At 49.5% G+C, this 22,870-nt stretch carries 20 protein-coding genes and 1 riboswitch; of the genes, 14 read left to right on the top strand and 6 right to left on the bottom strand.

Annotated elements, in window-relative coordinates; genetic code table 11:
* Window positions 1-89 precede the first annotated feature (89 nt).
* Window positions 90-1,799 (bottom strand): D-lactate dehydrogenase, encoded by a 1,710-nt coding sequence (gene dld / locus OGX90_RS08840; protein WP_020996666.1) that lies wholly within the window; start codon window positions 1,797-1,799, stop codon window positions 90-92.
* Window positions 1,800-2,031: 232 nt separating this feature from the next.
* Here dld and bglX point away from each other — a divergent pair, with 232 nt between their 5' ends.
* From bglX to OGX90_RS08865, 5 genes are all read left to right on the top strand, one after another.
* The gene (bglX, locus tag OGX90_RS08845; RefSeq protein WP_286623560.1) at window positions 2,032-4,329 is read left to right on the top strand and encodes a beta-glucosidase BglX; all 2,298 of its coding nucleotides are present in this window, start codon (window positions 2,032-2,034) and stop codon (window positions 4,327-4,329) included.
* A gap of 232 nt (window positions 4,330-4,561) precedes the next feature.
* A complete protein-coding gene (gene osmF / locus OGX90_RS08850; RefSeq protein ID WP_008785251.1) occupies window positions 4,562-5,479 on the top strand; it encodes a glycine betaine ABC transporter substrate-binding protein OsmF in 918 nt (305 codons plus the stop codon).
* Window positions 5,480-5,494: 15 nt separating this feature from the next.
* Window positions 5,495-6,661 carry an ABC transporter permease gene (locus OGX90_RS08855; RefSeq protein ID WP_270562348.1) on the top strand — a complete coding sequence of 389 codons (1,167 nt, stop codon included), beginning with the start codon at window positions 5,495-5,497 and terminating at the stop codon, window positions 6,659-6,661.
* Window positions 6,654-7,601: an ABC transporter ATP-binding protein gene (locus tag OGX90_RS08860; RefSeq protein WP_208744008.1), complete on the top strand. Its 948-nt coding sequence runs from the start codon at window positions 6,654-6,656 to the stop codon at window positions 7,599-7,601. Before OGX90_RS08855 ends, OGX90_RS08860 begins: the two co-directional genes overlap by 8 nt.
* Window positions 7,585-8,316 carry an ABC transporter permease gene (locus OGX90_RS08865; protein WP_048234924.1) on the top strand — a complete coding sequence of 244 codons (732 nt, stop codon included), beginning with the start codon at window positions 7,585-7,587 and terminating at the stop codon, window positions 8,314-8,316. The genes OGX90_RS08860 and OGX90_RS08865 overlap by 17 nt, the downstream gene beginning before the upstream one ends.
* Here the strand turns inward: OGX90_RS08865 and OGX90_RS08870 are convergent.
* Window positions 8,297-8,404, bottom strand: a complete 108-nt coding sequence (locus tag OGX90_RS08870) for a protein YohO (RefSeq protein WP_003027354.1) — start codon at window positions 8,402-8,404, stop codon at window positions 8,297-8,299. The genes OGX90_RS08865 and OGX90_RS08870 overlap by 20 nt on opposite strands.
* Before the next feature lie 199 nt (window positions 8,405-8,603).
* Window positions 8,604-9,335, bottom strand: coding sequence for an HTH-type transcriptional regulator MlrA (gene mlrA / locus OGX90_RS08875; protein WP_008785248.1), 732 nt, complete (start codon window positions 9,333-9,335; stop codon window positions 8,604-8,606).
* Between the two features lie 225 nt (window positions 9,336-9,560).
* On the opposite strand from mlrA, the gene OGX90_RS08880 reads away from it, so the two are divergent.
* Genes OGX90_RS08880 through OGX90_RS08890 form a run of 3 tightly spaced genes read left to right on the top strand, consistent with a single transcriptional unit; the run spans window position 9,561 to window position 12,479 of the window.
* Window positions 9,561-11,246, top strand: a complete 1,686-nt coding sequence (locus tag OGX90_RS08880) for a sensor histidine kinase (RefSeq protein WP_003834458.1) — start codon at window positions 9,561-9,563, stop codon at window positions 11,244-11,246.
* On the top strand, window positions 11,243-11,962 hold the full coding sequence (gene btsR / locus OGX90_RS08885) for a two-component system response regulator BtsR (protein WP_003840155.1): 720 nt from the start codon (window positions 11,243-11,245) through the stop codon (window positions 11,960-11,962). The genes OGX90_RS08880 and btsR overlap by 4 nt, the downstream gene beginning before the upstream one ends.
* A gap of 46 nt (window positions 11,963-12,008) precedes the next feature.
* The gene (locus tag OGX90_RS08890) at window positions 12,009-12,479 is read left to right on the top strand and encodes a YehS family protein (protein ID WP_003834454.1); all 471 of its coding nucleotides are present in this window, start codon (window positions 12,009-12,011) and stop codon (window positions 12,477-12,479) included.
* Window positions 12,480-12,523: 44 nt separating this feature from the next.
* Here OGX90_RS08890 and OGX90_RS08895 read toward each other — a convergent pair whose 3' ends face one another.
* Both OGX90_RS08895 and metG read right to left on the bottom strand, forming a co-directional pair.
* Window positions 12,524-12,982, bottom strand: a complete 459-nt coding sequence (locus OGX90_RS08895) for a YehR family lipoprotein (protein WP_032943976.1) — start codon at window positions 12,980-12,982, stop codon at window positions 12,524-12,526.
* Between the two features lie 205 nt (window positions 12,983-13,187).
* Window positions 13,188-15,221 carry a methionine--tRNA ligase gene (gene metG, locus OGX90_RS08900; RefSeq protein WP_032943974.1) on the bottom strand — a complete coding sequence of 678 codons (2,034 nt, stop codon included), beginning with the start codon at window positions 15,219-15,221 and terminating at the stop codon, window positions 13,188-13,190.
* Window positions 15,222-15,385: 164 nt separating this feature from the next.
* Here metG and apbC point away from each other — a divergent pair, with 164 nt between their 5' ends.
* The 6 genes from apbC (at window position 15,386) to OGX90_RS08930 (ending at window position 22,117) form a co-directional block, all read left to right on the top strand.
* On the top strand, window positions 15,386-16,495 hold the full coding sequence (gene apbC / locus OGX90_RS08905) for an iron-sulfur cluster carrier protein ApbC (RefSeq protein ID WP_003027343.1): 1,110 nt from the start codon (window positions 15,386-15,388) through the stop codon (window positions 16,493-16,495).
* Between the two features lie 265 nt (window positions 16,496-16,760).
* Complete coding sequence (locus OGX90_RS08910; protein ID WP_234692147.1) at window positions 16,761-17,042, top strand: DUF2574 family protein; 282 nt, start codon at window positions 16,761-16,763, stop codon at window positions 17,040-17,042.
* 284 nt (window positions 17,043-17,326) lie between these two features.
* Window positions 17,327-17,881 (top strand): fimbrial protein, encoded by a 555-nt coding sequence (locus OGX90_RS08915; RefSeq protein ID WP_071444693.1) that lies wholly within the window; start codon window positions 17,327-17,329, stop codon window positions 17,879-17,881.
* A gap of 53 nt (window positions 17,882-17,934) precedes the next feature.
* On the top strand, window positions 17,935-18,618 hold the full coding sequence (locus tag OGX90_RS08920; RefSeq protein ID WP_071444694.1) for a fimbria/pilus periplasmic chaperone: 684 nt from the start codon (window positions 17,935-17,937) through the stop codon (window positions 18,616-18,618).
* 12 nt (window positions 18,619-18,630) lie between these two features.
* A complete protein-coding gene (locus OGX90_RS08925; RefSeq protein ID WP_167820118.1) occupies window positions 18,631-21,111 on the top strand; it encodes a fimbrial biogenesis outer membrane usher protein in 2,481 nt (826 codons plus the stop codon).
* A gap of 10 nt (window positions 21,112-21,121) precedes the next feature.
* Window positions 21,122-22,117, top strand: a complete 996-nt coding sequence (locus tag OGX90_RS08930; protein ID WP_071444795.1) for a hypothetical protein — start codon at window positions 21,122-21,124, stop codon at window positions 22,115-22,117.
* A 65-nt stretch (window positions 22,118-22,182) separates the two neighbouring features.
* Here OGX90_RS08930 and OGX90_RS08935 read toward each other — a convergent pair whose 3' ends face one another.
* Window positions 22,183-22,515, bottom strand: coding sequence for an RcnB family protein (locus tag OGX90_RS08935; RefSeq protein WP_003834436.1), 333 nt, complete (start codon window positions 22,513-22,515; stop codon window positions 22,183-22,185).
* A 234-nt stretch (window positions 22,516-22,749) separates the two neighbouring features.
* Window positions 22,750-22,846: riboswitch (TPP riboswitch) on the top strand.
* Window positions 22,847-22,870: the final 24 nt, after the last annotated feature.

A 22,870-nucleotide genomic window follows, 5' to 3' on the forward strand; every position in this document is an offset into this window, starting at 1 on the left:
ATCCGGCATACACATAGCTAATGTAGCGGTAGGCCGGGCAAGCGAAGCGCCCCCGGCAACATGCCCGGTGGCGCTTATCTTTTTCTGGTTTACGACTCTTTCCAGAACTTTTGCTTACTCGTTTTACCAATCCCCGGATTCATACTGTTGGTGGGGTCATTCTCGCGGTAAAAACGGGTTAATGTTTCCGGTGCTTTATACAGATGTCCGACGTTATGCTCTGCTGGATACTGTGCTCCGCGCTCGTGCAGAAGCTCCAGCATCTGCTCTTTCAGGGCATGCGCATCCACGCCTTTTTTCACGATGTAATCCTGATGGAAGACGTAGCACATAAAGTGGCCGTAATAGAGTTTGTGCACCAGTTGGCTGTCGATCTCTGCAGGCAGATGCTCGTACCATTCGGTGTCGTTACGGCGCAGCGCGATATCCAGCGCCAGAATATCTTCCACTTCATCGGCATGTACGGCCTGATAACGAATCGCCGCGCCAGCCGCCGCAAAGCGATGCAAAAACGCCTTGCTGCCTTCTTCCGGCGTACAGGCAAAGAAGTCGCCTTCAGCGGTTTTGAAAAACTCGCTTAGCCAGTTTTGCGCTTCAGCCACGCCACCACCGGCCATTTTTAACAGCAGGTGATGTTCGTACTTATCGCGCCAGCTTTTCATGCGCGCGGGTAAGTGGCTGGGGAACAAATGGCCAAATTTCTGCATTGCCCGATCGGTGAAATGTGGACGGAAAATTTTCACTTTTTCCAGCATCGCATCGGTGCGACCTTTCAGGGTGAAGAAGAACGGCATTTTGTCGGTGCCGAGCTTGTCGATCATTAGAAACGTATCTTTGCCGTATTGCTCAGCGATGTCATAAATATCGCGGTGCATATATTCACCGGCGACCGGCAGATGCTCAAATTTTGCCAGAATATGACGGCGGATCTCCGTCAGCACCTCTGGCTGGTTGGTACCGATGTAAAAGACCTGCTGGTTTTTTTCGGCTTCGAAGGTGTCCAGACGCACCGCAAAAACCGCGAGCTTGCCTGCACAACCGGATGATTCAAACAACCGATCCGGGTCGGCGTTATAGCGAGCGGGCGTGTCCGCCTCAATATCTCTGACGCGGGTAACGTAGTCGTGATCGTGTGCATGACGTCCATCGTGGCGCACATCGTCATCTTTAATACGCTCGTCATCAAGTTTGCTCAGGATCTGTTCCGGGGTTTGGCCCAGTTCGATACCCAGATGGTTAACCAGCTGTAATTTTCCCTGCTCGTCAATACGCGCAAACAGCGACATCTCCGTATATGCCGGACCGCGCTGAACCAGCGAGCCGCCGGAGTTGTTACAAATACCGCCAATCACTGAAGCGCCGATACAGGAAGATCCGATCACCGAATGCGGCTCACGGCCAAACGGTTTGAGCGCTTTTTCCAGTGAATAAAGCGTGGTGCCGGGATAGGCCAGCACCTGTTCGCCTTTGCCGATGACGTGCAGCTTATCAAGGCGCAGGGTGCTGATAATGACAATCTCGCGGTCGTAATCATTACCGCTCGGCGTAGAGCCTTCGGTCAGCCCAGTGTTGGCGGCCTGCATCAGGATAATTTTATCTGCGGCGACACAAGCGTTCAGGACGCGCCACAGTTCTAAAAGCGAGCCAGGGAACACCACGGCGAGTGCATCGCCCTGACCGGAGCGGAATCCCTTGCGATAGCGGGCGGTTTTAGCAGGGTCTGTGAGCAGGTGTGAATGACCTACCAGACGGGTCAGTTCATTCAGAAAAGCTTTATTATCTGTTGTAATGGAAGACATTCTCCACTCCTTGTGGTGGGACTCAATATCAGGAACAAGCATAGCGCTTTGTATGACAATACGCTTTCTCATTCACATTGTCTCTGGGTTGTCTTCCACTGAGTCGCGTTGGTTTCGAAAATTAGGAGAATAACCTTAGCTTTCTTTATCGCTCCCGTTTAGTCTTACGGCAAACTGCGGTTTTTGTTATATTTTCGCTGCCTCGTCGGGAAAAAATAAAGAGAGAATCAACATGAAATGGCTATGTTCTGTAGGTGTCGCGGTGAGTCTGGCGTTGCAACCAGCGCTGGCGGACACGCTGTTTGGTAACCATCCTCTGACGCCAGAAGCGCGGGATGCATTCGTTACCGATTTACTTAAACAGATGACCGTGGATGAGAAAATTGGGCAACTACGCTTGATAAGCGTCGGGCCTGATAACCCGAAAGAAGCCATCCGCGAGATGATCAAAGACGGGCAGGTTGGGGCAATTTTTAACACCGTCACGCGCCAGGATATCCGCAAAATGCAGGATCAGGTGATGGAGCTCAGCCGCCTGAAAATTCCTCTCTTTTTTGCCTACGACGTATTGCACGGCCAGCGTACCGTGTTCCCGATAAGTCTCGGCCTGGCGTCCTCTTTTAATCTCGATGCGGTCAGAACCGTTGGCCGTATTTCCGCGTATGAAGCTGCCGATGATGGTCTGAATATGACCTGGGCGCCAATGGTCGATGTCTCTCGCGATCCGCGCTGGGGCCGTGCTTCAGAAGGTTTTGGTGAAGACACGTATTTAACGGCTACGATGGGTAAAACCATGGTGGAAGCGATGCAGGGGAAAAGCCCGGCGGATCGCTATTCGGTGATGACCAGCGTCAAGCACTTCGCCGCCTATGGCGCGGTTGAAGGTGGCAAGGAATATAACACCGTCGATATGAGCCCACAGCGTCTGTTCAACGACTATATGCCGCCGTATAAAGCCGGGCTGGATGCCGGTAGCGGTGCGGTGATGGTGGGTCTTAATTCGCTAAACGGTACGCCTGCAACCTCAGACGCCTGGCTGTTAAAAGACGTGCTGCGTGATGAGTGGGGCTTTAAGGGGATTACCGTTTCCGATCACGGCGCGATTAAGGAACTGATTAAGCACGGTACCGCCTCCGATCCTGAAGATGCGGTGCGTGTGGCGATCAAGTCCGGCATCAACATGAGTATGAGCGATGAGTATTACAGCAAGTATCTGCCGGGCTTGATTAAATCCGGCAAAGTGACGATGGCGGAGCTGGACGACGCCGCGCGCCACGTGCTGAACGTGAAATATGATATGGGGCTGTTTAACGATCCGTACAGCCATCTGGGGGCCAAAGAATCTGACCCACAGGACACCAACGCAGAAAGCCGTTTGCATCGCAAAGAGGCGCGTGAAGTGGCGCGCGAAAGCCTGGTGCTGCTGAAAAACCGTCTGGAAACGTTGCCGCTGAAAAAATCGGCCACAGTGGCGGTTGTCGGTCCGCTGGCCGACAGCAAGCGTGATGTGATGGGCAGTTGGTCCGCCGCCGGTGTTGCCGATCAGTCGGTAACGGTACTGACGGGGATTAAAAATGCCGTCGGCGATCAGGGCAAAGTGCTGTACGCCAAAGGGGCGAATATCACCAACGACAAAGGCATTGTCGATTTCCTCAACCTGTATGAAGAAGCGGTAAAGGTTGACCCGCGTTCGCCGCAGGCGATGATCGATGAAGCCGTTAACGCCGCGAAGCAATCTGATGTGGTTGTCGCGGTAGTCGGTGAAGCGCAGGGCATGGCGCATGAAGCCTCCAGCCGCACCGATATCACCATTCCACAAAGTCAGCGTGACCTGATTGCCGCGCTGAAAGCCACGGGTAAACCGTTGGTTCTGGTGTTGATGAACGGTCGTCCGTTGGCGCTGGTGAAGGAAGATCAACAAGCCGATGCGATCCTCGAAACCTGGTTTGCCGGGACGGAAGGCGGTAACGCCATCGCCGATGTGCTGTTTGGTGATTACAATCCGTCAGGCAAGCTGCCGATGTCTTTCCCGCGCTCTGTTGGACAGATCCCGGTCTATTACAGCCATCTCAATACCGGTCGTCCGTATAACGCCGATAAGCCGAACAAGTACACGTCGCGCTACTTTGATGAAGCCAATGGTCCGTTGTATCCCTTTGGTTATGGCCTGAGCTACACCACGTTTACGGTTTCTGATGTGAAGCTCTCTTCTCCGACGATGAGGCGTGACGGAACCGTGACGGCCAGCGTGCAGGTGACCAACACCGGCAAGCGCGAAGGTGCAACGGTGATTCAGATGTATTTACAGGATGTGACCGCCTCCATGAGTCGTCCGGTAAAACAGCTGAAAGGTTTTGAAAAAGTGAATCTTAAGCCAGGTGAAACCCAGACCGTCAGCTTCCCGATTGATATTGAAGCGCTCAAATTCTGGAACCAGCAGATGAAATACGATGCAGAACCTGGCAAATTTAACGTTTTCATCGGCGTGGATTCCGCCAGAGTGAAGCAGGGCGAATTTGAACTGCTGTAATAGATGAATAAAGTCATGCAGCATGCCTGATGGCCCTACGCTTATCAGGCTGACAAAGTCGTATCATCCGGCAAATTCATATTGGGTTTGCCGGATTTTTTTTATTTTATTATCGCCTTACCGCTAATAACTCTCAGCGTTACCACCCAATTGCCAGGTTAAGGCTTGATTTTTCGACTATGCTTTTTCCTCAAGTCTCTGAAAAGGGCCGCAAAAGGATGAGGAGTACAGCATGATAATCTCAAAAGTATCGGTGGGTTCGCTGGTGCTGTTAGCCGCGATAAGCCTACCCTTACAGGCCGCGTCACCCGTCACAGTTGGTTCAAAAATAGATACCGAAGGGGCGCTGCTCGGCAACATTATTTTGCAGGTGCTCGAAAGCCATGGCGTGAAAACCGTCAATAAAGTACAGCTGGGTACCACTCCAGTAGTGCGTGGGGCAATCACCTCCGGTGAGCTGGATATTTATCCGGAATATACCGGTAATGGCGCATTCTTTTTTAAAGATGAAAATGATCCCGCGTGGAAAAATGCGCAGGCCGGTTTCGAGAAAGTGAAAAAGCTGGATGCAGAGCAAAATAAGCTGGTCTGGCTAACACCTGCACCCGCCAATAATACCTGGACCATTGCGGTACGCCAGGATGTCGCGCAAAAGAACAAGCTTGAGTCCCTTGCTGATTTAGGCCGCTACCTGAAAGACGGGGGAACATTCAAACTTGCTGCCTCTGCTGAATTTATCGAACGGGCTGACGCGTTGCCTGCGTTTGAAAAAGCCTATGATTTCAAACTGAATCAAAATCAGCTGTTGTCGCTAGCTGGGGGAGATACCGCGGTGACGATTAAAGCAGCGGCGCAGCAGACTTCTGGAGTCAATGCGGCGATGGCTTATGGCACCGATGGCCCGGTTGCGGCGCTTGGTCTGCAAACTTTAAGCGATCCCAAAGGTGTCCAGCCCATTTATGCGCCAGCACCCGTTGTGCGTGAATCGGTGCTGAAAGACTACCCGCAAATGGGAGAATGGCTACAACCGGTTTTTGCCAGCCTGGATGAAAAAACGTTGCAGCAGCTGAATGCCAGTATTGCCGTGGAGGGGCTGGATGCGAAAAAAGTTGCAGCAGACTACCTGAAGCAAAAAGGATGGGTGAAGTAACGGAGTTTGCAGCAGGTGGGTGTTTTGTCAAAGATTTCAGTTAATCGGGTGCTGTTGTTACTGGTACTTCTTACCTTCGCGGCGGCAGCGCTGCCTTTCATTAGCTATGCGCCTAATCGCCTGGTCTCCGGTGAGGGGCGCCAACTCTGGGATATCCGGCCCGACATGGCGTGGGGATTGGCAGTAGCCTGTTCGCTGCTGTTTCTTCTGTGCTTTGTACCGGGAAAGCCCGGCAATATATTGACGCTTGTTATTAGCCAGTTGCTGGTTATTGCAGCGCTGGTAACCGCAGGAACAACGGCAACGTATCTGGCCCAGACGGGAAGTCCACTGGCCAGAACCAGCCTGGGCAGCGGGTTCTGGTTGGGGCTAGGACTAATGTTGCTGGCCGCCAGTGACGCTATTCGTCGCATAACCGAGCTGGCATCATGGCGTTGGCTGTTGCACGCGCAAATGTTTATTTTTCCGCTGGTGCTTTTGTTCTCCGGCACGTTTAACGATCTATCCCTGCTTAAAGAATATGCCAACCGTCAGGATGTCTTCAACGACGCCCTGGCGCAGCATCTGACCATTCTGTTCGCTACCGTGGTGCCCGCGCTGCTTATTGGTGTGCCGTTGGGCATCTGGTGTGCTTTCTCTGTCTCCCGTCAGGGGCCGGTTTTTGCGGTACTGAATATCATCCAAACCATTCCCTCAGTCGCGCTGTTTGGCCTGTTAATTGCGCCCCTTGCCGGGTTGGTGAAGCACTTTCCTTTGTTGGGTTCGCTCGGCGTCGCCGGAACCGGCCTGACGCCTGCGCTTATTGCGTTAGTGCTGTATGCGCTGTTACCGCTGGTACGTGGCGTTGTGGCTGGGTTGAATCAGGTGCCGCAGGATGTACTGGAAAGCGCCCGAGCGATGGGGATGAACACTTTCCAGCGGTTTGTCTCGGTGCAGTTCCCGCTGGCATTGCCAGTCTTCTTGCGCAGTTTACGGGTAGTGATGGTGCAAACGGTGGGAATGGCGGTGATTGCTGCGCTGATTGGCGCAGGGGGATTTGGCGCGCTGGTCTTTCAGGGATTGCTCAGTAGCGCCGTCGATTTAGTGTTGCTGGGCGTGATCCCGGTTGTGGTACTGGCAGTATTGATTGATGCGCTGTTTGATTTAGGGCTCGCGCTGTTGAAGGTAACAAACAATGATTGAATTTCGCCATGTCAGTAAAACCTATGGCCAGCAAAAAGCCGTTGACGACCTTAATCTGCGGTTGGGGGAGGGCAGCTTTTCGGTGTTAATTGGCACGTCAGGTTCCGGGAAATCCACCACGCTGAAAATGATCAATCGGCTGGTTGAACATGACAGCGGACAGATTCGCTTTGCCGGGGAAGAGATCCGCAGCCTGCCGGTGCTGGAGTTAAGGCGGCGCATGGGATACGCGATTCAGTCGATTGGCTTGTTTCCCCACTGGACCGTCGCGCAGAACATCGCCACGGTGCCGCAGCTACAAAAGTGGTCGCGTTCACGTATTGATGACCGAACAGACGAACTGATGGCGCTGCTGGGTCTTGAGGAAAGTTTGCGCCATCGTTACCCGCATCAGCTGTCTGGCGGGCAACAGCAGCGGGTCGGAGTGGCGCGTGCCCTGGCGGCAGATCCGCAGGTACTGCTGATGGATGAGCCTTTTGGCGCGCTGGATCCGGTCACCCGCGGTGCGCTGCAGCAGGAGATGACGCGCATTCATCGTCTGCTCGGGCGTACCATTGTGCTGGTGACGCATGATATCGACGAGGCGCTAAGGCTGGCGGAGCATCTGGTTCTGATGGATGCAGGAAAGGTAGTGCAGCAAGGCACGCCGCTGTCGATGCTGACAGCACCGGCGAACGAATTCGTGCAAACATTCTTTGGCCGTAGTGAACTGGGCGTACGTCTGTTGTCGCTTCGTACGGTAGGGGATTTTATCCGTCGCGGTGAACATACAGCCGGTGAACCGTTGATAGATGAAATGACGCTGCGTGATGCGTTGTCGGTGTTCGTAGCGCGCGGTTGCGACGTCTTGCCGGTCGTGACCCCGCAGGGGTTGTCCTGCGGGACGCTTCATTTTCGTGATTTGCTTTCGGAGATGCCGATCCGTGAAACGTCTTGCTGATCCGTTGTTATGGCTTATTGTCCTGTTTCTGGTCCTGTTAGTTGGGTTGCCTCATAGTCAGGCCTTGTTCAGTGCGCTATTTCCGGCGCTACCGCGTCCCGTGTATCAGCAGGAAAGTTTTGCGGCGCTGGCACTGAGCCATTTTGGCCTGGTGGGGATTTCAAGCCTGATTGCCGTACTCATTGGCACCGGAGCCGGTATAGCGGTAACCCGGCCCTGGGGCGCGGAATTCCGGCCGATGGTGGAAACCATCGCCGCCGTGGGGCAGACCTTTCCGCCAGTTGCGGTGTTGGCGATAGCTGTACCGGTGATGGGATTTGGTCCTGAACCGGCAATTATCGCGTTGATCCTGTATGGCGTATTACCGATCTTGCAGGCAACGCTGGCGGGACTCGGCGGAATTTCACCCAGCGTGATGGATATTGCCAGCGGAATGGGCATGAGTCAGGGGCAGCGGCTGCGTAAAGTCGAGTTGCCGCTGGCGGCCCCGGTGATTCTGGCCGGGATTCGCACGTCGGTGATTATTAATATCGGCACCGCAACCATCGCCTCAACCGTTGGGGCGAACACGCTGGGTACGCCGATTATTATCGGGCTGAGTGGGTTCAATACCGCCTATGTGATTCAGGGAGCGCTGCTGGTCGCGCTGGCGGCGGTAATTGTTGACCGCGGGTTTGAGAAATTAGCGAGGCATCTTACCCGGCACGTAAAATAAAAGTATAGCCTGCCAGCATGACACCGCCGATACCGCCGATGGCCATCAGCAGGAAGAGGGTAATGACACCGATTTTAGCTGCGCTCATTATGCACTCCTTATGTGAATTCAAGGATTGTACACGTTTGTTAATAGAATATTAAGAGCCTGGATCATTAGGCGTTATTGGCGCAGACAGTTTGAACCCGGCCAGCGCGGAAGAACCGGAGCGTACACGTAGTACGTGAGGATTCTGAGCACTGCCCAGGTTCGAAATGGCAAGCAAAATAGCCCTAATGGGCCAGGCTCTAAATACCGAGTGGATAAATATCGTGACCCAACGCGCGCCATTCGTTCAGCTGTTGCTGCTGAGCGGGCGTTTGGTTCTCGCCGCACCAGACAAGCAAGGTGCGACCTTCAAACAGCTCCGGTCGCAGTTGGTTCAGCGAATGGGCAAGGACGTCAATGCGCCATCCCTGCTGGCTGGCGACCCAACCTTCCAGCCATAAACGGGTCGTATCCTGAATGTTCCAGCCAACCACCAGAGCATCTTTCCCCTGTTTCTTACGTGCTGAGGCCAGACAAATCGCGATGTAGTTGATCAGTACGCCGTCGAGGATCCCCAGTAACGCCTGTAGGATCGGCTGTTGGCATTGCAGACGTCGGCGTAACGGAATGAACAAATGGGTATTGAGCGTTTGTGCGGGATAATCCTGGCCACGCTCTTTGATCCACAGTCTGAGGCTATGCAAATTATTACTTTGCAAATAGCTCAACAGCGTCTCTTGTTGTTCGCGCCAGCCGTTATGGACATCAATGTTCTCATTGCTGAGCAGCATTTTTACCTTACTGACCTGAACGCCGTTGTTTATCCAGCGTTTTATCTCGCGGATCCGGTCGATATCCGCGTCGTTAAACAGACGATGCCCGCCGTCTGTCCGCTGCGGTTTAAGTAATCCGTAACGCCTCTGCCACGCGCGTAAAGTGACAGGGTTGATATCACAAAGCAAAGCCACTTCACCTATTGTGTAAAGCGCCATCGTCGTCTCACTCTTGCTCGCGAGGTCCCAGTTTTACTTTAGACGCTCTTTTGCGAACCAGGTAGTTTTGTCTGTTTTTTGATCTATGAATGGGTGATTTTGTAACCATGCTCGCGCTTTCGAGTGATCGTTCTCACAAATTCGTCTTTTTTTGCAACACTTCAAAGAAAGTTACACGCAGCCCATGTATGTTACGCGCTTTTAAGTGATGTGTGGTTGGCGGGTATGTACGAGTTTAATCTGGTGTTGCTGCTGCTTCAGCAGATGTGTGTGTTCCTCGTTATCGCGTGGCTCATGAGCAAAACGCGTTTGTTTATCCCGCTGATGCAGGTGACTATCCGACTCCCGCATAAACTGCTTTGCTATGTTACTTTTTCCATTTTCTGCATTTTAGGCACCTATTTCGGGCTGCATATCGATGACTCTATTGCTAACACTCGCGCTATTGGCGCGGTGATGGGCGGGCTGCTTGGCGGCCCGGTGGTTGGCGGTTTAGTTGGTCTTACCGGCGGTTTGCATCGTTATTCGATGGGTGGGATGACTGCGCTTAGCTGCATGATCTCGACCATTGTGGAAGGGTTGCTCGGCGGGCTGGTGCACAGCGTGCTCACCCGTCGTGGTCGTACCGATAAAGTCTTTAGTCCGCTGACTGCGGGGGCGATTACCTTTGTCGCCGAACTGGTGCAGATGCTAATTATCTTGTTAATTGCCCGTCCGTTTGACGATGCGTTTCGGTTGGTCAGTAATATTGCCGCGCCTATGATGGTGACCAATACCGTGGGCGCCGCCTTATTTATGCGTATTTTGCTCGATAAACGGGCGATGTTTGAAAAGTATACCTCCGCTTTTTCCGCCACAGCACTCAAAGTTGCCGCCTCAACGGAAGGTATTTTACGCCAGGGGTTCAACGAGGTTAACAGCATGAAGGTTGCTCAGGTGCTGTATGAAGAGCTGGATATCGGTGCGGTGGCGATTACCGATCGTGAGAAACTGCTGGCATTTACCGGTATTGGTGACGATCACCATCTACCCGGAAAACCTATTTCATCGTCATATACCCAACGCGCGATTGAAACCGGAGAGGTGGTGTATGCCGATGGGAATGAAGTTCCTTACCGTTGCTCTTTGCACCCGCAATGCAAATTAGGCTCGACGCTGGTGATCCCTCTGCGAGGTGAAAACCAGCGGGTAATGGGGACCATCAAACTGTATGAAGCCAAAAACCGCCTCTTTAGTTCGATCAACCGTACGCTGGGGGAAGGGATCGCCCAACTGCTTTCGGCACAGATTCTGGCCGGGCAGTATGAGCGGCAAAAAGCGATGCTCACGCAGTCGGAAATAAAACTCCTGCACGCCCAGGTCAATCCCCATTTTCTGTTTAATGCACTCAACACCATCAAAGCTGTAATCCGCCGCGATAGCGAGCAGGCCAGCCAACTGGTGCAGTATCTGTCGACGTTCTTTCGTAAAAATTTAAAACGCCCGTCGGAAATTGTGACGCTGGCCGATGAAATTGAACACGTTAATGCTTATCTGCAAATTGAGAAGGCACGATTCCAGTCGCGTCTTCAGGTGACCTTGACGGTGCCAGAAGAACTTTCGCATCAGCAATTACCCGCCTTTACTCTGCAACCCATCGTGGAGAATGCCATTAAACACGGTACTTCTCAGTTACTGGATACCGGTGAAGTATCGATCACCGCCCGTCGCGAAGGGCAATATCTGATGCTGGATATTGAAGACAATGCCGGGCTGTATCAGCCAACCTCAGAAGCCAGTGGACTGGGTATGAATCTGGTCGATAAACGACTGCGTGAGCGGTTTGGCGATGATTTTGGCATCAGCGTAGCGTGTGAACCTGACCGCTTTACTCGAATCACTTTACGACTTCCTCTGGAGGAACTGGCATGATCAAAGTGCTGATTGTCGATGACGAACCGTTAGCCCGGGAGAATCTGCGGATCCTGTTGCAAGAGCAAAGCGACATCGAGATTGTCGGTGAATGTTCGAATGCGGTGGAAGCCATTGGCGCGGTGCATAAATTGCGTCCGGATGTTCTGTTCCTTGATATTCAGATGCCGCGAATCAGCGGCCTGGAAATGGTTGGCATGCTTGATCCCGAGCATCGTCCGTACATTGTTTTTCTGACCGCCTTTGATGAGTATGCGGTGAAAGCCTTCGAAGAACATGCGTTTGATTATCTGCTCAAGCCGATTGAAGAAGCACGGCTGGAAAAAACGCTGATCCGTTTGCGTCAGGAGCGTACCAAGCAGGATGTATCACTGCTGCCAGAAAATCAGCAAGCGCTGAAGTTTATTCCGTGCAGCGGTCATAGTCGGATTTATTTGCTGCAAATGGATGATGTGGCGTTTATCAGCAGTCGCATGAGTGGTGTGTATGTGACGAGCAGCGATGGTAAAGAAGGCTTCACTGAGTTGACGCTCAGGACGCTGGAGAGCCGTACTCCTCTGCTGCGTTGTCATCGGCAATATCTGGTAAATATGGCGCAATTGCAGGAGATCCGTCTGGAAGACAACGGTCAGGCGGAACTGATTTTGCGTAACGGACTGACCGTTCCGGTGAGTCGTCGTTATCTTAAAAGTCTAAAAGAGGCGATTGGACTGTAAAACTGATACACTGCGCGCCATTGCATCACCGACAGTTGAAGGCTCTATGCTAAGTAACGATATTCTTCGTAGCCTGCGCTACACCCTAAAAGCGAACAATAACGACATGGTGCGTATTCTTGCGCTTGCTGACATGGAATCCACCTCCGCAGGTTTCGATACCTGGATGACAAAAGAAGATGAGGCTGGGTTTGTTCGTTGCCCGGATATCATTCTCTCCGGTTTTTTAAACGGCCTGATTTATCATCTGCGTGGTAAAGATGATTCTGCACCGGAACTGGCGCTGGAGCGTCGTGTTAATAACAATACGGTGCTGAAAAAGCTGCGTATCGCCTTTTCGCTGAAAACCGACGATATTCTGGCTATTATGACCGAGCAGAAATTCCGTGTGTCGATGCCGGAAATTACCGCCATGATGCGTGCACCTGATCATAAGAACTATCGCGAATGCGGCGATCAGTTCCTGCGTTATTTTCTGCGTGGTTTGACATCACGGGTACATAACGCGAAGCCATAAAGAGAAAATGGGCGACGCCGATTAACATCGGGTCGCCAATGGTTTTACTTCACTTCTTTAAAACCCGCTGATTCCATTACCGTTTGCATTTGCTTCATGCTGATGTTTTTATCGGCGTTTTCAGATAGCTTCATCCCTGAAATGGCCTGCAACGCTTTTATATCAACTTTTTCCATATCGATAGTGACATTTTCTTGCGCGTAGGTATCTGAATAGGTGAGTTTTTCTTCTATGCCAGTAATGTTCTGATATTTGGCGCTTAATGCGTCGAATACTTTTGCCGCTTCCTCTTTATTGCTGGCACCGACTGACGCATAGCTAATTTTACTTTCGGAGATTTGCTTCAGGACCTTATCACCTTTATAGGTGTAAGAGACGGTGATATCAGAACCATTAATGTTGGCATTGAATGTTTTTGTCTCTTCTTTATCACCACATCCCGCCAGGGAAAAAACCACAATCGATGCCACGGCGAGAGAAAATAATTTTTGTAACGCTTTCATGTAAAACTCCATTTCATGAATATCGGATGTTAAATAATAACGTCCACGAATCTGGTGAGCCCGGACTACCTTGATACCAGAGCAGTATAGAATAAATCTAATATTAACAACGAAGCAGTCCGAAAATGGAGCAGGGGTTAAGATTAGAGGAAGCACTTGCGTAGCAAAAAAAAGCGCTGCGGTTGCAGCGCTTGAGATGTTTGATTTACTTCACCTGTTGGCCTGGTTTTGCACCTTCGTCAGGGCTTAACAGGAAGATATCTTTCCCGCCAGGACCTGCGGCCATCACCATCCCTTCGGAAATGCCGAAGCGCATCTTACGTGGTGCCAGGTTGGCAACCATAATGGTCTGGCGGCCAATCAGGACCTGCGGATCTGGATACGCAGAACGAATACCAGAGAAGACGTTACGTTTCTCACCACCGAGATCCAGCGTCAGACGCAGCAGTTTGTCGGAACCTTCCACGAACTCGGCGTTTTCAATCAGCGCTACACGCAGGTCAACTTTGGCGAAATCGTCAAAGGTGATGGTTTCCTGAATCGGGTCATCAGCCAGCGGGCCTGTAACCGGTGCAGCAGCTGCTTTCACTTCTTCTTTCGACGCCTCAACCAGCGCTTCAACTTGTTTCATGTCGATGCGATTGTAGAGCGCTTTAAAGGTGTTGACCTTGTGGCCGAGCAGTGGCTGCTCAATGGCATCCCAGCTCAGTTCGCTGTTCAGGAAAGCTTCAACACGTTCAGCAAGCGTTGGCAGAACCGGTTTCAGGTAGGTCATCAGCACGCGGAACAGGTTGATACCCATGGAGCAGATCGCCTGCAGGTCGGCATCGCGGCCTTCCTGTTTAGCTACGACCCACGGTGCCTGTTCGTCAACGTAGCGGTTTGCCACGTCGGCCAGCGCCATGATTTCACGGATAGCTTTACCAAATTCACGGCTTTCCCATGCTTCGCCAATCACTACTGCGGCGTCGGTGAAGGTTTTATACAGCGCCGGGTCGGCCAGTTCATTCGCCAGAACGCCGTCAAAACGCTTAGCAATAAAGCCGGCGTTACGGGATGCCAGGTTGACTACTTTGTTGACGATATCGGCGTTAACGCGCTGGACAAAGTCTTCCAGGTTCAGGTCGATGTCATCAATACGTGAAGAAAGCTTCGCGGTGTAGTAGTAGCGCAAGCTGTCGGCATCAAAGTGCTTCAGCCAGGTGCTGGCCTTAATGAAGGTGCCGCGAGATTTGGACATCTTCGCGCCGTTCACCGTCACATAACCGTGTACAAACAGGTTGGTCGGCTTACGGAAGTTGCTGCCTTCCAGCATGGCAGGCCAGAACAGGCTGTGGAAGTAAACGATATCCTTACCGATGAAGTGATACAGCTCGGCGTCAGAATCTTTCTTCCAGTACTCGTCAAAACTGGTGGTGTCACCGCGCTTATCGCACAGGTTTTTGAATGAACCCATATAGCCAATTGGCGCGTCCAGCCACACGTAGAAGTACTTGCCAGGCGCATTCGGGATTTCAAAACCGAAGTACGGGGAATCGCGAGAGATATCCCACTGTTGCAGGCCGGATTCGAACCATTCCTGCATTTTGTTGGCGACCTGCTCCTGTAACGCGCCGCTGCGCGTCCACGCCTGCAGCATTTCGCTGAATGACGGCAGATCAAAGAAGAAGTGTTCGGAGTCACGCATCACCGGCGTTGCGCCAGACACGACGGATTTCGGCTCGATAAGTTCGGTTGGGCTGTAGGTTGCGCCGCAGACTTCACAGTTATCGCCGTACTGATCCGGAGACTTACATTTCGGGCAGGTGCCTTTAACAAAACGGTCCGGCAGGAACATGCCTTTTTCCGGATCGTAAAGCTGGGAGATTGTACGGTTCTTAATAAAACCGTTCTCCTTCAGGCGAGTATAAATCAGCTCAGACAACTCACGGTTCTCTTCGCTGTGCGTCGAGTGGTAGTTGTCATAGCTGATGTCAAAACCTGCAAAATCAGTCTGATGCTCCTGACTCATTTCACCGATCATCTGCTCTGGCGTGATCCCAAGCTGCTGTGCTTTCAGCATGATTGGCGTACCGTGTGCGTCGTCCGCGCAGATGAAGTTAACCTGGTGGCCGCGCATTCGCTGGTAACGGACCCAGACATCAGCCTGGATGTGCTCCAGCATATGGCCGAGGTGGATTGAGCCGTTGGCGTACGGCAGCGCGCACGTTACCAGAATTTTCTTCGCGACTTGAGTCATAGTGGGCAATTACTTCTTTTGTAGTGAAAAGGGCTTTGATAGTACCAAAATGGTAATTACTGCGCCAAGCGATAAGGGCATTTATCCGTAAATGAATAATTGTTGCGGTTGGAGTAAACTACCTGGTGACTATTGTATATTCAGAACAACAAAAAGGAGTCGGGATGAACGCACAATCCCAGGCCAAATCACCAGAGACCCTGCGCGCCATGGTTGCCGGGACGCTGGCGAATTTTCAGCATTCAACCCTGAAGCATAATCTGACGACGCTTAAAGCGTTGCACCACGTCGCCTGGATGGATGACACGTTGCACGTTGAGCTGGTCATGCCGTTTGTCTGGCATAGCGCGTTTGAGGACTTAAAAGAGCAATGTAGCGCCGATCTGCTGCGTATTACCGGTGCGAAAGCGATCGACTGGAAACTGTCGCATAACATCGCGACGCTGAAACGCGTGAAAAACCAGCCGGGTATTAATGGTGTGAAAAACATCATCGCCGTCAGTTCAGGTAAAGGTGGCGTGGGTAAATCCTCTACCGCCGTGAACCTGGCGCTGGCGCTGGCTGCAGAAGGGGCGAAGGTAGGGATTCTGGACGCCGATATTTATGGTCCGTCTATCCCGACAATGCTTGGCGCGGAAAACCAGCGTCCAACCTCGCCAGATGGTACCCACATGGCACCGATCATGTCTCATGGTCTGGCAACGAACTCCATTGGTTATCTGGTCACTGACGATAACGCGATGGTATGGCGCGGCCCGATGGCCAGCAAAGCGCTGCTGCAGATGTTGCAGGAAACCTTATGGCCGGATCTTGATTATCTGGTACTGGATATGCCGCCGGGCACCGGTGACATCCAGCTGACGCTGGCGCAGAACATTCCGGTAACGGGCGCAGTTGTTGTCACTACGCCGCAGGACATCGCGCTGATCGATGCGAAAAAGGGCATCGTGATGTTCGAAAAAGTCGAAGTGCCGGTACTGGGTATTGTTGAGAATATGAGTATGCATATTTGCAGCAACTGCGGTCACCATGAACCGATCTTTGGTACCGGTGGGGCACAGAAGTTGGCTGAGCAGTATCACACTCAACTGCTGGGACAGATGCCACTGCATATTTCTCTGCGTGAGGACCTCGATCGTGGTACGCCGACGGTGATTAGCCGTCCTGATAGTGAATTTACTGCTATTTACCGCGACCTGGCAGGACGAGTGGCTGCACAGCTCTACTGGCAAGGAGAAGTTATTCCGGGCGAGATTGCCTTCCGCGCGGTGTAATTTATAGCGTTACAGATATTCACCGCATCAATGTATTATTGATGCGGTGAATATATTAAATTTAAAAATCTTACGATATTGTTCATTCTGCGTTTATAATTCATGTCTTTTTCCGAATAAATCACCTCGACGCATCATTATAATTGATCAAATCTATCTCATTAATCTACAATTTCAATTGGTTCAAACAGGGTGTTATGCCCATAATCTGCTGAACAGGTCCTCTGTATGCTATTTGATGCTAACCACAGGAATAACGATTAAAATGAAAAAAAGTTTACTGATGGGAATTATAGCTCTGACTTATGGAATGAGCGCCCCTACCTTCGCTTCCGATACTGCGACCTTAACAATCAGTGGGCGAGTCGTTCAACCAACCTGTAGTGCTGACGTCGTGAATAACAACGTTCAACAGAAATGCGGTCAATCTCTTCATCTTTCAAATGTTAGTCATGTGGATCCTGTTCCAGCGAAGGGCGTCGTGACCGAGATCGTTTCTGTACCAGGGGATTCTATGCGACAGGTAGTGTTAAACCGTTACGATTAGACTAAGAATCTCAGTGTTGATATTAAGCACTCATCATTTATATGAATGATGAGTGCTTTTTTATTTCTCTAATAAATAAAAAACGACAATTAATAACGCTAATTTATTAAATATATAAATAGTGTTTATCTTCACTTATTTGTTGCGATTATATTGCAATTGGTAACTTGTTTTAAATCAACAAAACAACACGTTTACATTGCGGTAACGTTTTTGGTGTGCGAATTTAAATCCAAGAGTTAACCCTCTTAACAAATAGAAATTATTTTATTAAGGAAGATATTATGAAACGTTCAATTATTTCTGCTGCTGTGCTGTCTGCTGTATTTATGAGTGCTGGGGCTTTTGCTGCTGATACCGAAACTGGACAGTTAACTATTGAAGGGAAAATAATAAACAGCCCGTGCAGTTTCAAGGACAATGATAATAATAGTACTATTACCCTAGATGATGTTGATATTTCTCGCTTTGCTGGATTAAATGTAGGTGATGCTCTTATTGAGGAGTATAGCGATCAAGCAACCCCAATGAAGATAATTTGTCCTAAAGGTACTACTCTTAAAACGGTGAGTATCAATCGCGGGGAATTCACTGCTGCTGGGGTTCTTAGAAAAGAAACAGGTAGTTCTGATGGTGTCGGATTTAAATTGAAATTAGGTAATAATCCATTAACAAAAGATCAGGCAAATAATATTGGTGAATATCTTTCTTCGCAAGAAACACCTGAAGGGGTGGAATATACTCTGGATTTCAGAGCGCAATATGCACGATCTGATGCTACGCCAGTCAAAGCAGGAACATTATCATCAGTGTTGGTTATTGGTGTTTCTGCTGAGTAAATTTCTATGCCGGTGTCTTCACCGGCAATTCATGTTAAAAGGACGAACGCGAAATGAAATGGATTCTGACAGCTTTTTTAATCGCATCTGCGCAACCCGTCCATGCTGGTATAGTGATTTATGGCACTCGTGTTATCTATCCGGCAGAAAAGAAAGAAGTATTGGTTCAATTGATGAATCAGGGGGGACGGTCTTCACTGGTACAGTCATGGATTGATGACGGAGACAGCTCGCTACCACCGGAAAAAATTCACGTACCCTTTATGCTTACTCCTCCGGTGGCTAAGATAGCAGCGGACTCTGGTCAGCAGTTGAAAATTAAAAAAATGCCGAATATGTTGCCAGATAACAAAGAAAGTTTATTTTTTCTCAATGTACTTGATATTCCACCAAACAATCCAGACAGTACTGGCAAAAATGTATTGAAATTTGCAATGCAGAACCGAATTAAATTATTCTATCGGCCTAAAGGAATAGCACCAGTTAATAAAAGTACATTTCAAAAACTGTCTATGAAACGTAGTGGTAGTATTTACTCCATTAAGAATGATGCAGCTAATTGGATTACGGTAACAGAAGTTAAAGCTAACAATGTCAAGGTCAACAACGAAAGTATTATGCTTGCACCGCTATCCAGTGCAGATGTGGCATTAAAAAATACTAATGCCAATAATTATAAAATAACCATTATTGACGATCACGGTAATTATATTAGCGATAACGTCAGCCTAAAATAACAGGAGCTGGTTATGTTAAGGATGACTCCGATTGCTTCGGCATTACTACTGTTGCTGGTTGGCATTGACGCCCACTCTGCAGAAGAGACGTTTGACACCCACTTTATGATGGGTGGCATGAAAGGCGAGAAAGTTTCTGATTTTCGCCTCGATGATAACCAACCCCTGCCAGGCCAATATGATATTGACATCTACGTCAATAAACAGTGGCGTGGTAAGTATGAAATTACGGTTAAGGATAATCCGGATGACACCTGTTTATCCCGCGATGCATTAACGCGTCTGGGGATAAATATACAGGCGTTGGACAAGCAGAATGAATGCCCAACCTTGAAGCAGGCGGTACAAGGGGGTAGCTACGCGTGGAATATCGGTACGTTTCGCCTGGATCTCAGCGTTCCGCAGGCGTTTGTCGATGAGCTTGAGCAAGGGTATGTTCCTCCTGAAAACTGGGATCACGGCATCAATGCCTTCTATACCTCGTACTATGCCAGCCAGTATTACAGCGACTATAAGGATTCTGGTAACAGCAAAAGTACCTATGCGCGTTTTACCAGTGGGTTAAACCTGCTGGGCTGGCAGCTGCATTCTGATGCCAGCTATAACAAAACTGATGACAGCAGCGGGGAGTGGAAAAGCAACACCCTGTACCTGGAGCGCGGCATCCCGCAAATTTTGGGCACGCTGCGTGCCGGGGATATGTATACCTCATCAGATATTTTTGATGCGGTGCGCTTTCGCGGCGTACGGCTGTATCGCGATATGCAGATGCTGCCGAACTCCAAACAAAACTTCACGCCATTAGTGCAGGGGATCGCGCAGAGTAACGCGCTGGTCACTATCGAACAGAACGGCTTTGTGGTTTACCAGAAAGAGGTTCCGCCAGGCCCGTTCTCTATTGCGGATTTGCAGTTGGCAGGCGGCGGTGCGGATCTTGACGTCAGTGTCAAAGAGGCTGACGGATCGGTAACAACCTATCTGGTGCCCTATGCTGCGGTGCCCAATATGTTGCAGCCGGGTGTCTCAAAGTATGACTTTGCGGCAGGGCGTAGCCATATCGAAGGGGCCAGTAACCAGACCGACTTTGCACAGATGAGCTATCAGTACGGGCTGAATAATCTGTTAACGCTGTATGGCGGCACCATGCTGGCAGATAACTACAATGCGTTTACGTTGGGTACTGGCTGGAATACGCGTATCGGTGCGATTTCCGTCGATGCGACACAATCGCACAGCAAACAGGATAATGGCGATGTGTTTGACGGGCAAAGTTACCAGATTGCTTATAACAAGTATTTGACACAAACTGCCACCCGTTTTGGCCTGGCGGCGTATCGCTACTCTTCCAAGGACTATCGCACGTTTAACGATCACGTCTGGGCAAATAACAAAAATAACTACCGTCGTGATGAAAACGATGTGTATGACATTGCAGATTATTATCAGAATGATTTTGGTCGTAAGAACAGTTTTTCGGCCAACGTCAGCCAGTCTCTGCCGCAAGGTTGGGGTTCATTCTCGCTCAGTACGCTGTGGCGAGACTACTGGGGGCGTAGCGGTAGCAGCAAAGATTATCAGCTGAGTTATTCCAATAGCTGGCAACGGATTAGCTATACCTTTTCAGCTAGTCAGACTTACGATGAAGATCATCACGAAGATAAACGTTTTAACATCTTTATCTCCATTCCGTTTGACTGGGGAGATGACATTAGCACTCCGCGCCGACATCTGTATGTTTCTAACTCGACCACCTTTGATAATGATGGTTTTACGTCTAACAATACCGGGATTTCCGGCACCGTAGGCAGTCACGATCAGTTTAATTACGGCGTGAATCTCAGCCATCAACAACAGGACAGCGAGACAACAGCGGGCGGCAATCTGACGTGGAATGCGCCAGTTGCTACGCTAAACGGCAGCTACAGCCAGTCGTCTAAATATACGCAAGCTGGCGGCAGCATTTCGGGGGGCCTTGTGGCCTGGTCTGGTGGTGTGAATTTAGCCAATCGATTATCAGAAACGTTTGCTGTAATGCATGCACCGGGTCTGGAAGGGGCGTATGTAAATGGGCAAAAATACCGTACCACCAACCGTAATGGTATGGTGGTCTACGATGGGTTGACGCCTTATCGTGAAAACCACTTGATGCTGGATGTTTCTAATACTAACAGCGAAACCGATCTGCAAGGGAATCGGCGTAATACAGCCCCACATCGGGGAGCAGTCGTTCTGGCGAAGTTTGATACTGACCAACGTAAACCTTGGTATATTCGGGCGTTCCGTCCTGATGGTTCACCGCTGACGTTTGGTTATGAAGTAGAAGATATTCATGGACACAATATTGGCGTGGTCGGCCAGGGAAGCCAGCTCTTTATTCGCACTAATAAAGTGCCATCAGAGATAAAAGTAGCTGTCGATAAACAACAGGGACTTTCATGCTCAATCACTTTCGGCAAAACGATTGATGAAAGTAAAGCTTATATTTGTCGGTGAAGGAAGTATTATGAAATTATTTATTTTAACTATTATTTTTTTTAGTTTTAACTCTTTCGCTAATTGCTATATTTCCGATGGTGGAACTGAGTTTGTAGAAAAGAGTGAAACATTAACTCTTTCATCAATGAATAATAATAAATTCGTTTTAAGAGATTTTGGGTTCAAGAAAACACCTATGTGTCGAAATATCTGGAATGCTGGTGTTGATACAGTATTTGATATTGAATTTCCTCCTTCGCCTTATTTCAAGGTCGAGGGTGCAAATGGTCGGTTTATTTACCTAAAAGCAAACTATCCTAGTTCGCCAAAGGAGGTGCCGTATAGCGTAAGTATTTGGGAATTAAGCTATATATCGCAGGATATTAATAAAATAAATAATCAGGTATTAACATTTTCATTTGATGTTATTTCCAGTGACGATCAAATTCCTACAAATGTTAAAAATTTGTCTGAAGGTTTTCAGGTAAAATTTGTGCCTAAAATAAGCTCTCAATCTGGTGCCACACCAAATACAGGACATGCGTATGTTTTTACATTAAAACCTGATATAAGAATGGTCATGAAAACATGTAAGTTTTCTGATGGTGTACTTAACGCTCCAGATGTTACTATTAGGGATTTGAGAGGGAAAGCACAAAGTTTTTTAAGATTAACAAAAACAGCTGGTGAAGTTGCTTTCATTTGCAATGCAGGGTTGTCCTCCAATTCATTTCGATATCATTTCGAATCAAATAATGTAGATGGTAGTATACTGAAAAATGAAGACGAAAAAATATCTACAGGCGCGGGTGATGTCGGATTTGAGATTTCATTGGATGGTGCTGATAGGATAAATTTTGATGATGGTCGTAGTAAAAACTATAATCTTTTAAATTTTAAAGATATTAATTATCTTGAGCAAAAAATCGATCTCGTTTTGTATGGAAAATATGTGGCATATAGTAACGACATTCGTATGGGAAGCGTAAGGAGTTTGGTAAGAGTAGTCGTGGAATATTACTAATTATCTTAGAGTAGTATAATTTTAAATATGCGCTCTCATTTAATTGAAAGCGCGATATCTCTATATTAACGATGATAAAAAATCTCGCCGTCGTAGGCCTTAATGATCTTAGCATCGGCATCGTTGACCAGCACGTATGCGCCGCCCATGTAGGTCCAGTGGGTGCCTGCTGTCGGTGCGGGCAGGTTGCGCAGATTCCACTGTTTAATGGTGTATTCTTCGGTGAGATACAGTGGTGGAACCTTGTCACCGGGTTTGAAATGGGTGAAGTCAGCAATAAAGCTGCTCAGTTCATACTTATCGATACCGGTGGGGGCAGCTGTTGCAGCTGGTGCGGCCCAGACGACGCTGCTTGCAAGCAGAAGTGCACCCAGCAACATTTTATTCTTCATACCCATCCTCTCTACCTCTTCGGGTCATCAAAATCAGTCATGTATCATTCCTGGCATACCGGATGTCTGACAAGCACTATTTTGTGATCACTCCAGTCATTTCGTAAAAAGTGTAAATGAAAGTACAGAATTGCAGCAACCTTGACCAGTAGTTTCACTGCGGGAGTGGGGAGTGCGCCAATTTACATCGTTAAGCACAGACAGTATCCTGTTGCTGAAACCAACATATTACATTTGCGTTTCAACGACTCGGGGTGCCCTTCCTGGTGAAGGCTGAGAAATACCCGTACCACCTGATCTGGATAATGCCAGCGTAGGGAAGTCTGACACTGCTCGTGTCCCTTCTTCGCGCGGGCAGGAG

This window comes from Citrobacter sp. Cpo012 (assembly GCF_030333015.1).
In the GTDB taxonomy this organism is placed as follows: domain Bacteria; phylum Pseudomonadota; class Gammaproteobacteria; order Enterobacterales; family Enterobacteriaceae; genus Citrobacter; species Citrobacter portucalensis.

Coding starts and splice junctions, on each gene's coding strand:
- OGX90_RS08910 (WP_234692147.1), top strand. CDS start 16,761: ATGAAAAAAAGTTTACTGATGGGAATTATAGCTCTGACTTATGGAATG.
- mlrA (WP_008785248.1), bottom strand. CDS start 9,335: ATGGCGCTTTACACAATAGGTGAAGTGGCTTTGCTTTGTGATATCAAC.
- OGX90_RS08890 (WP_003834454.1), top strand. CDS start 12,009: ATGCTAAGTAACGATATTCTTCGTAGCCTGCGCTACACCCTAAAAGCG.
- OGX90_RS08930 (WP_071444795.1), top strand. CDS start 21,122: ATGAAATTATTTATTTTAACTATTATTTTTTTTAGTTTTAACTCTTTC.
- OGX90_RS08870 (WP_003027354.1), bottom strand. CDS start 8,404: ATGAGCGCAGCTAAAATCGGTGTCATTACCCTCTTCCTGCTGATGGCC.
- btsR (WP_003840155.1), top strand. CDS start 11,243: ATGATCAAAGTGCTGATTGTCGATGACGAACCGTTAGCCCGGGAGAAT.
- OGX90_RS08915 (WP_071444693.1), top strand. CDS start 17,327: ATGAAACGTTCAATTATTTCTGCTGCTGTGCTGTCTGCTGTATTTATG.
- OGX90_RS08925 (WP_167820118.1), top strand. CDS start 18,631: ATGTTAAGGATGACTCCGATTGCTTCGGCATTACTACTGTTGCTGGTT.
- OGX90_RS08920 (WP_071444694.1), top strand. CDS start 17,935: ATGAAATGGATTCTGACAGCTTTTTTAATCGCATCTGCGCAACCCGTC.
- metG (WP_032943974.1), bottom strand. CDS start 15,221: ATGACTCAAGTCGCGAAGAAAATTCTGGTAACGTGCGCGCTGCCGTAC.
- OGX90_RS08895 (WP_032943976.1), bottom strand. CDS start 12,982: ATGAAAGCGTTACAAAAATTATTTTCTCTCGCCGTGGCATCGATTGTG.
- bglX (WP_286623560.1), top strand. CDS start 2,032: ATGAAATGGCTATGTTCTGTAGGTGTCGCGGTGAGTCTGGCGTTGCAA.
- OGX90_RS08860 (WP_208744008.1), top strand. CDS start 6,654: ATGATTGAATTTCGCCATGTCAGTAAAACCTATGGCCAGCAAAAAGCC.
- dld (WP_020996666.1), bottom strand. CDS start 1,799: ATGTCTTCCATTACAACAGATAATAAAGCTTTTCTGAATGAACTGACC.
- apbC (WP_003027343.1), top strand. CDS start 15,386: ATGAACGCACAATCCCAGGCCAAATCACCAGAGACCCTGCGCGCCATG.
- osmF (WP_008785251.1), top strand. CDS start 4,562: ATGATAATCTCAAAAGTATCGGTGGGTTCGCTGGTGCTGTTAGCCGCG.
- OGX90_RS08935 (WP_003834436.1), bottom strand. CDS start 22,515: ATGGGTATGAAGAATAAAATGTTGCTGGGTGCACTTCTGCTTGCAAGC.
- OGX90_RS08880 (WP_003834458.1), top strand. CDS start 9,561: ATGTACGAGTTTAATCTGGTGTTGCTGCTGCTTCAGCAGATGTGTGTG.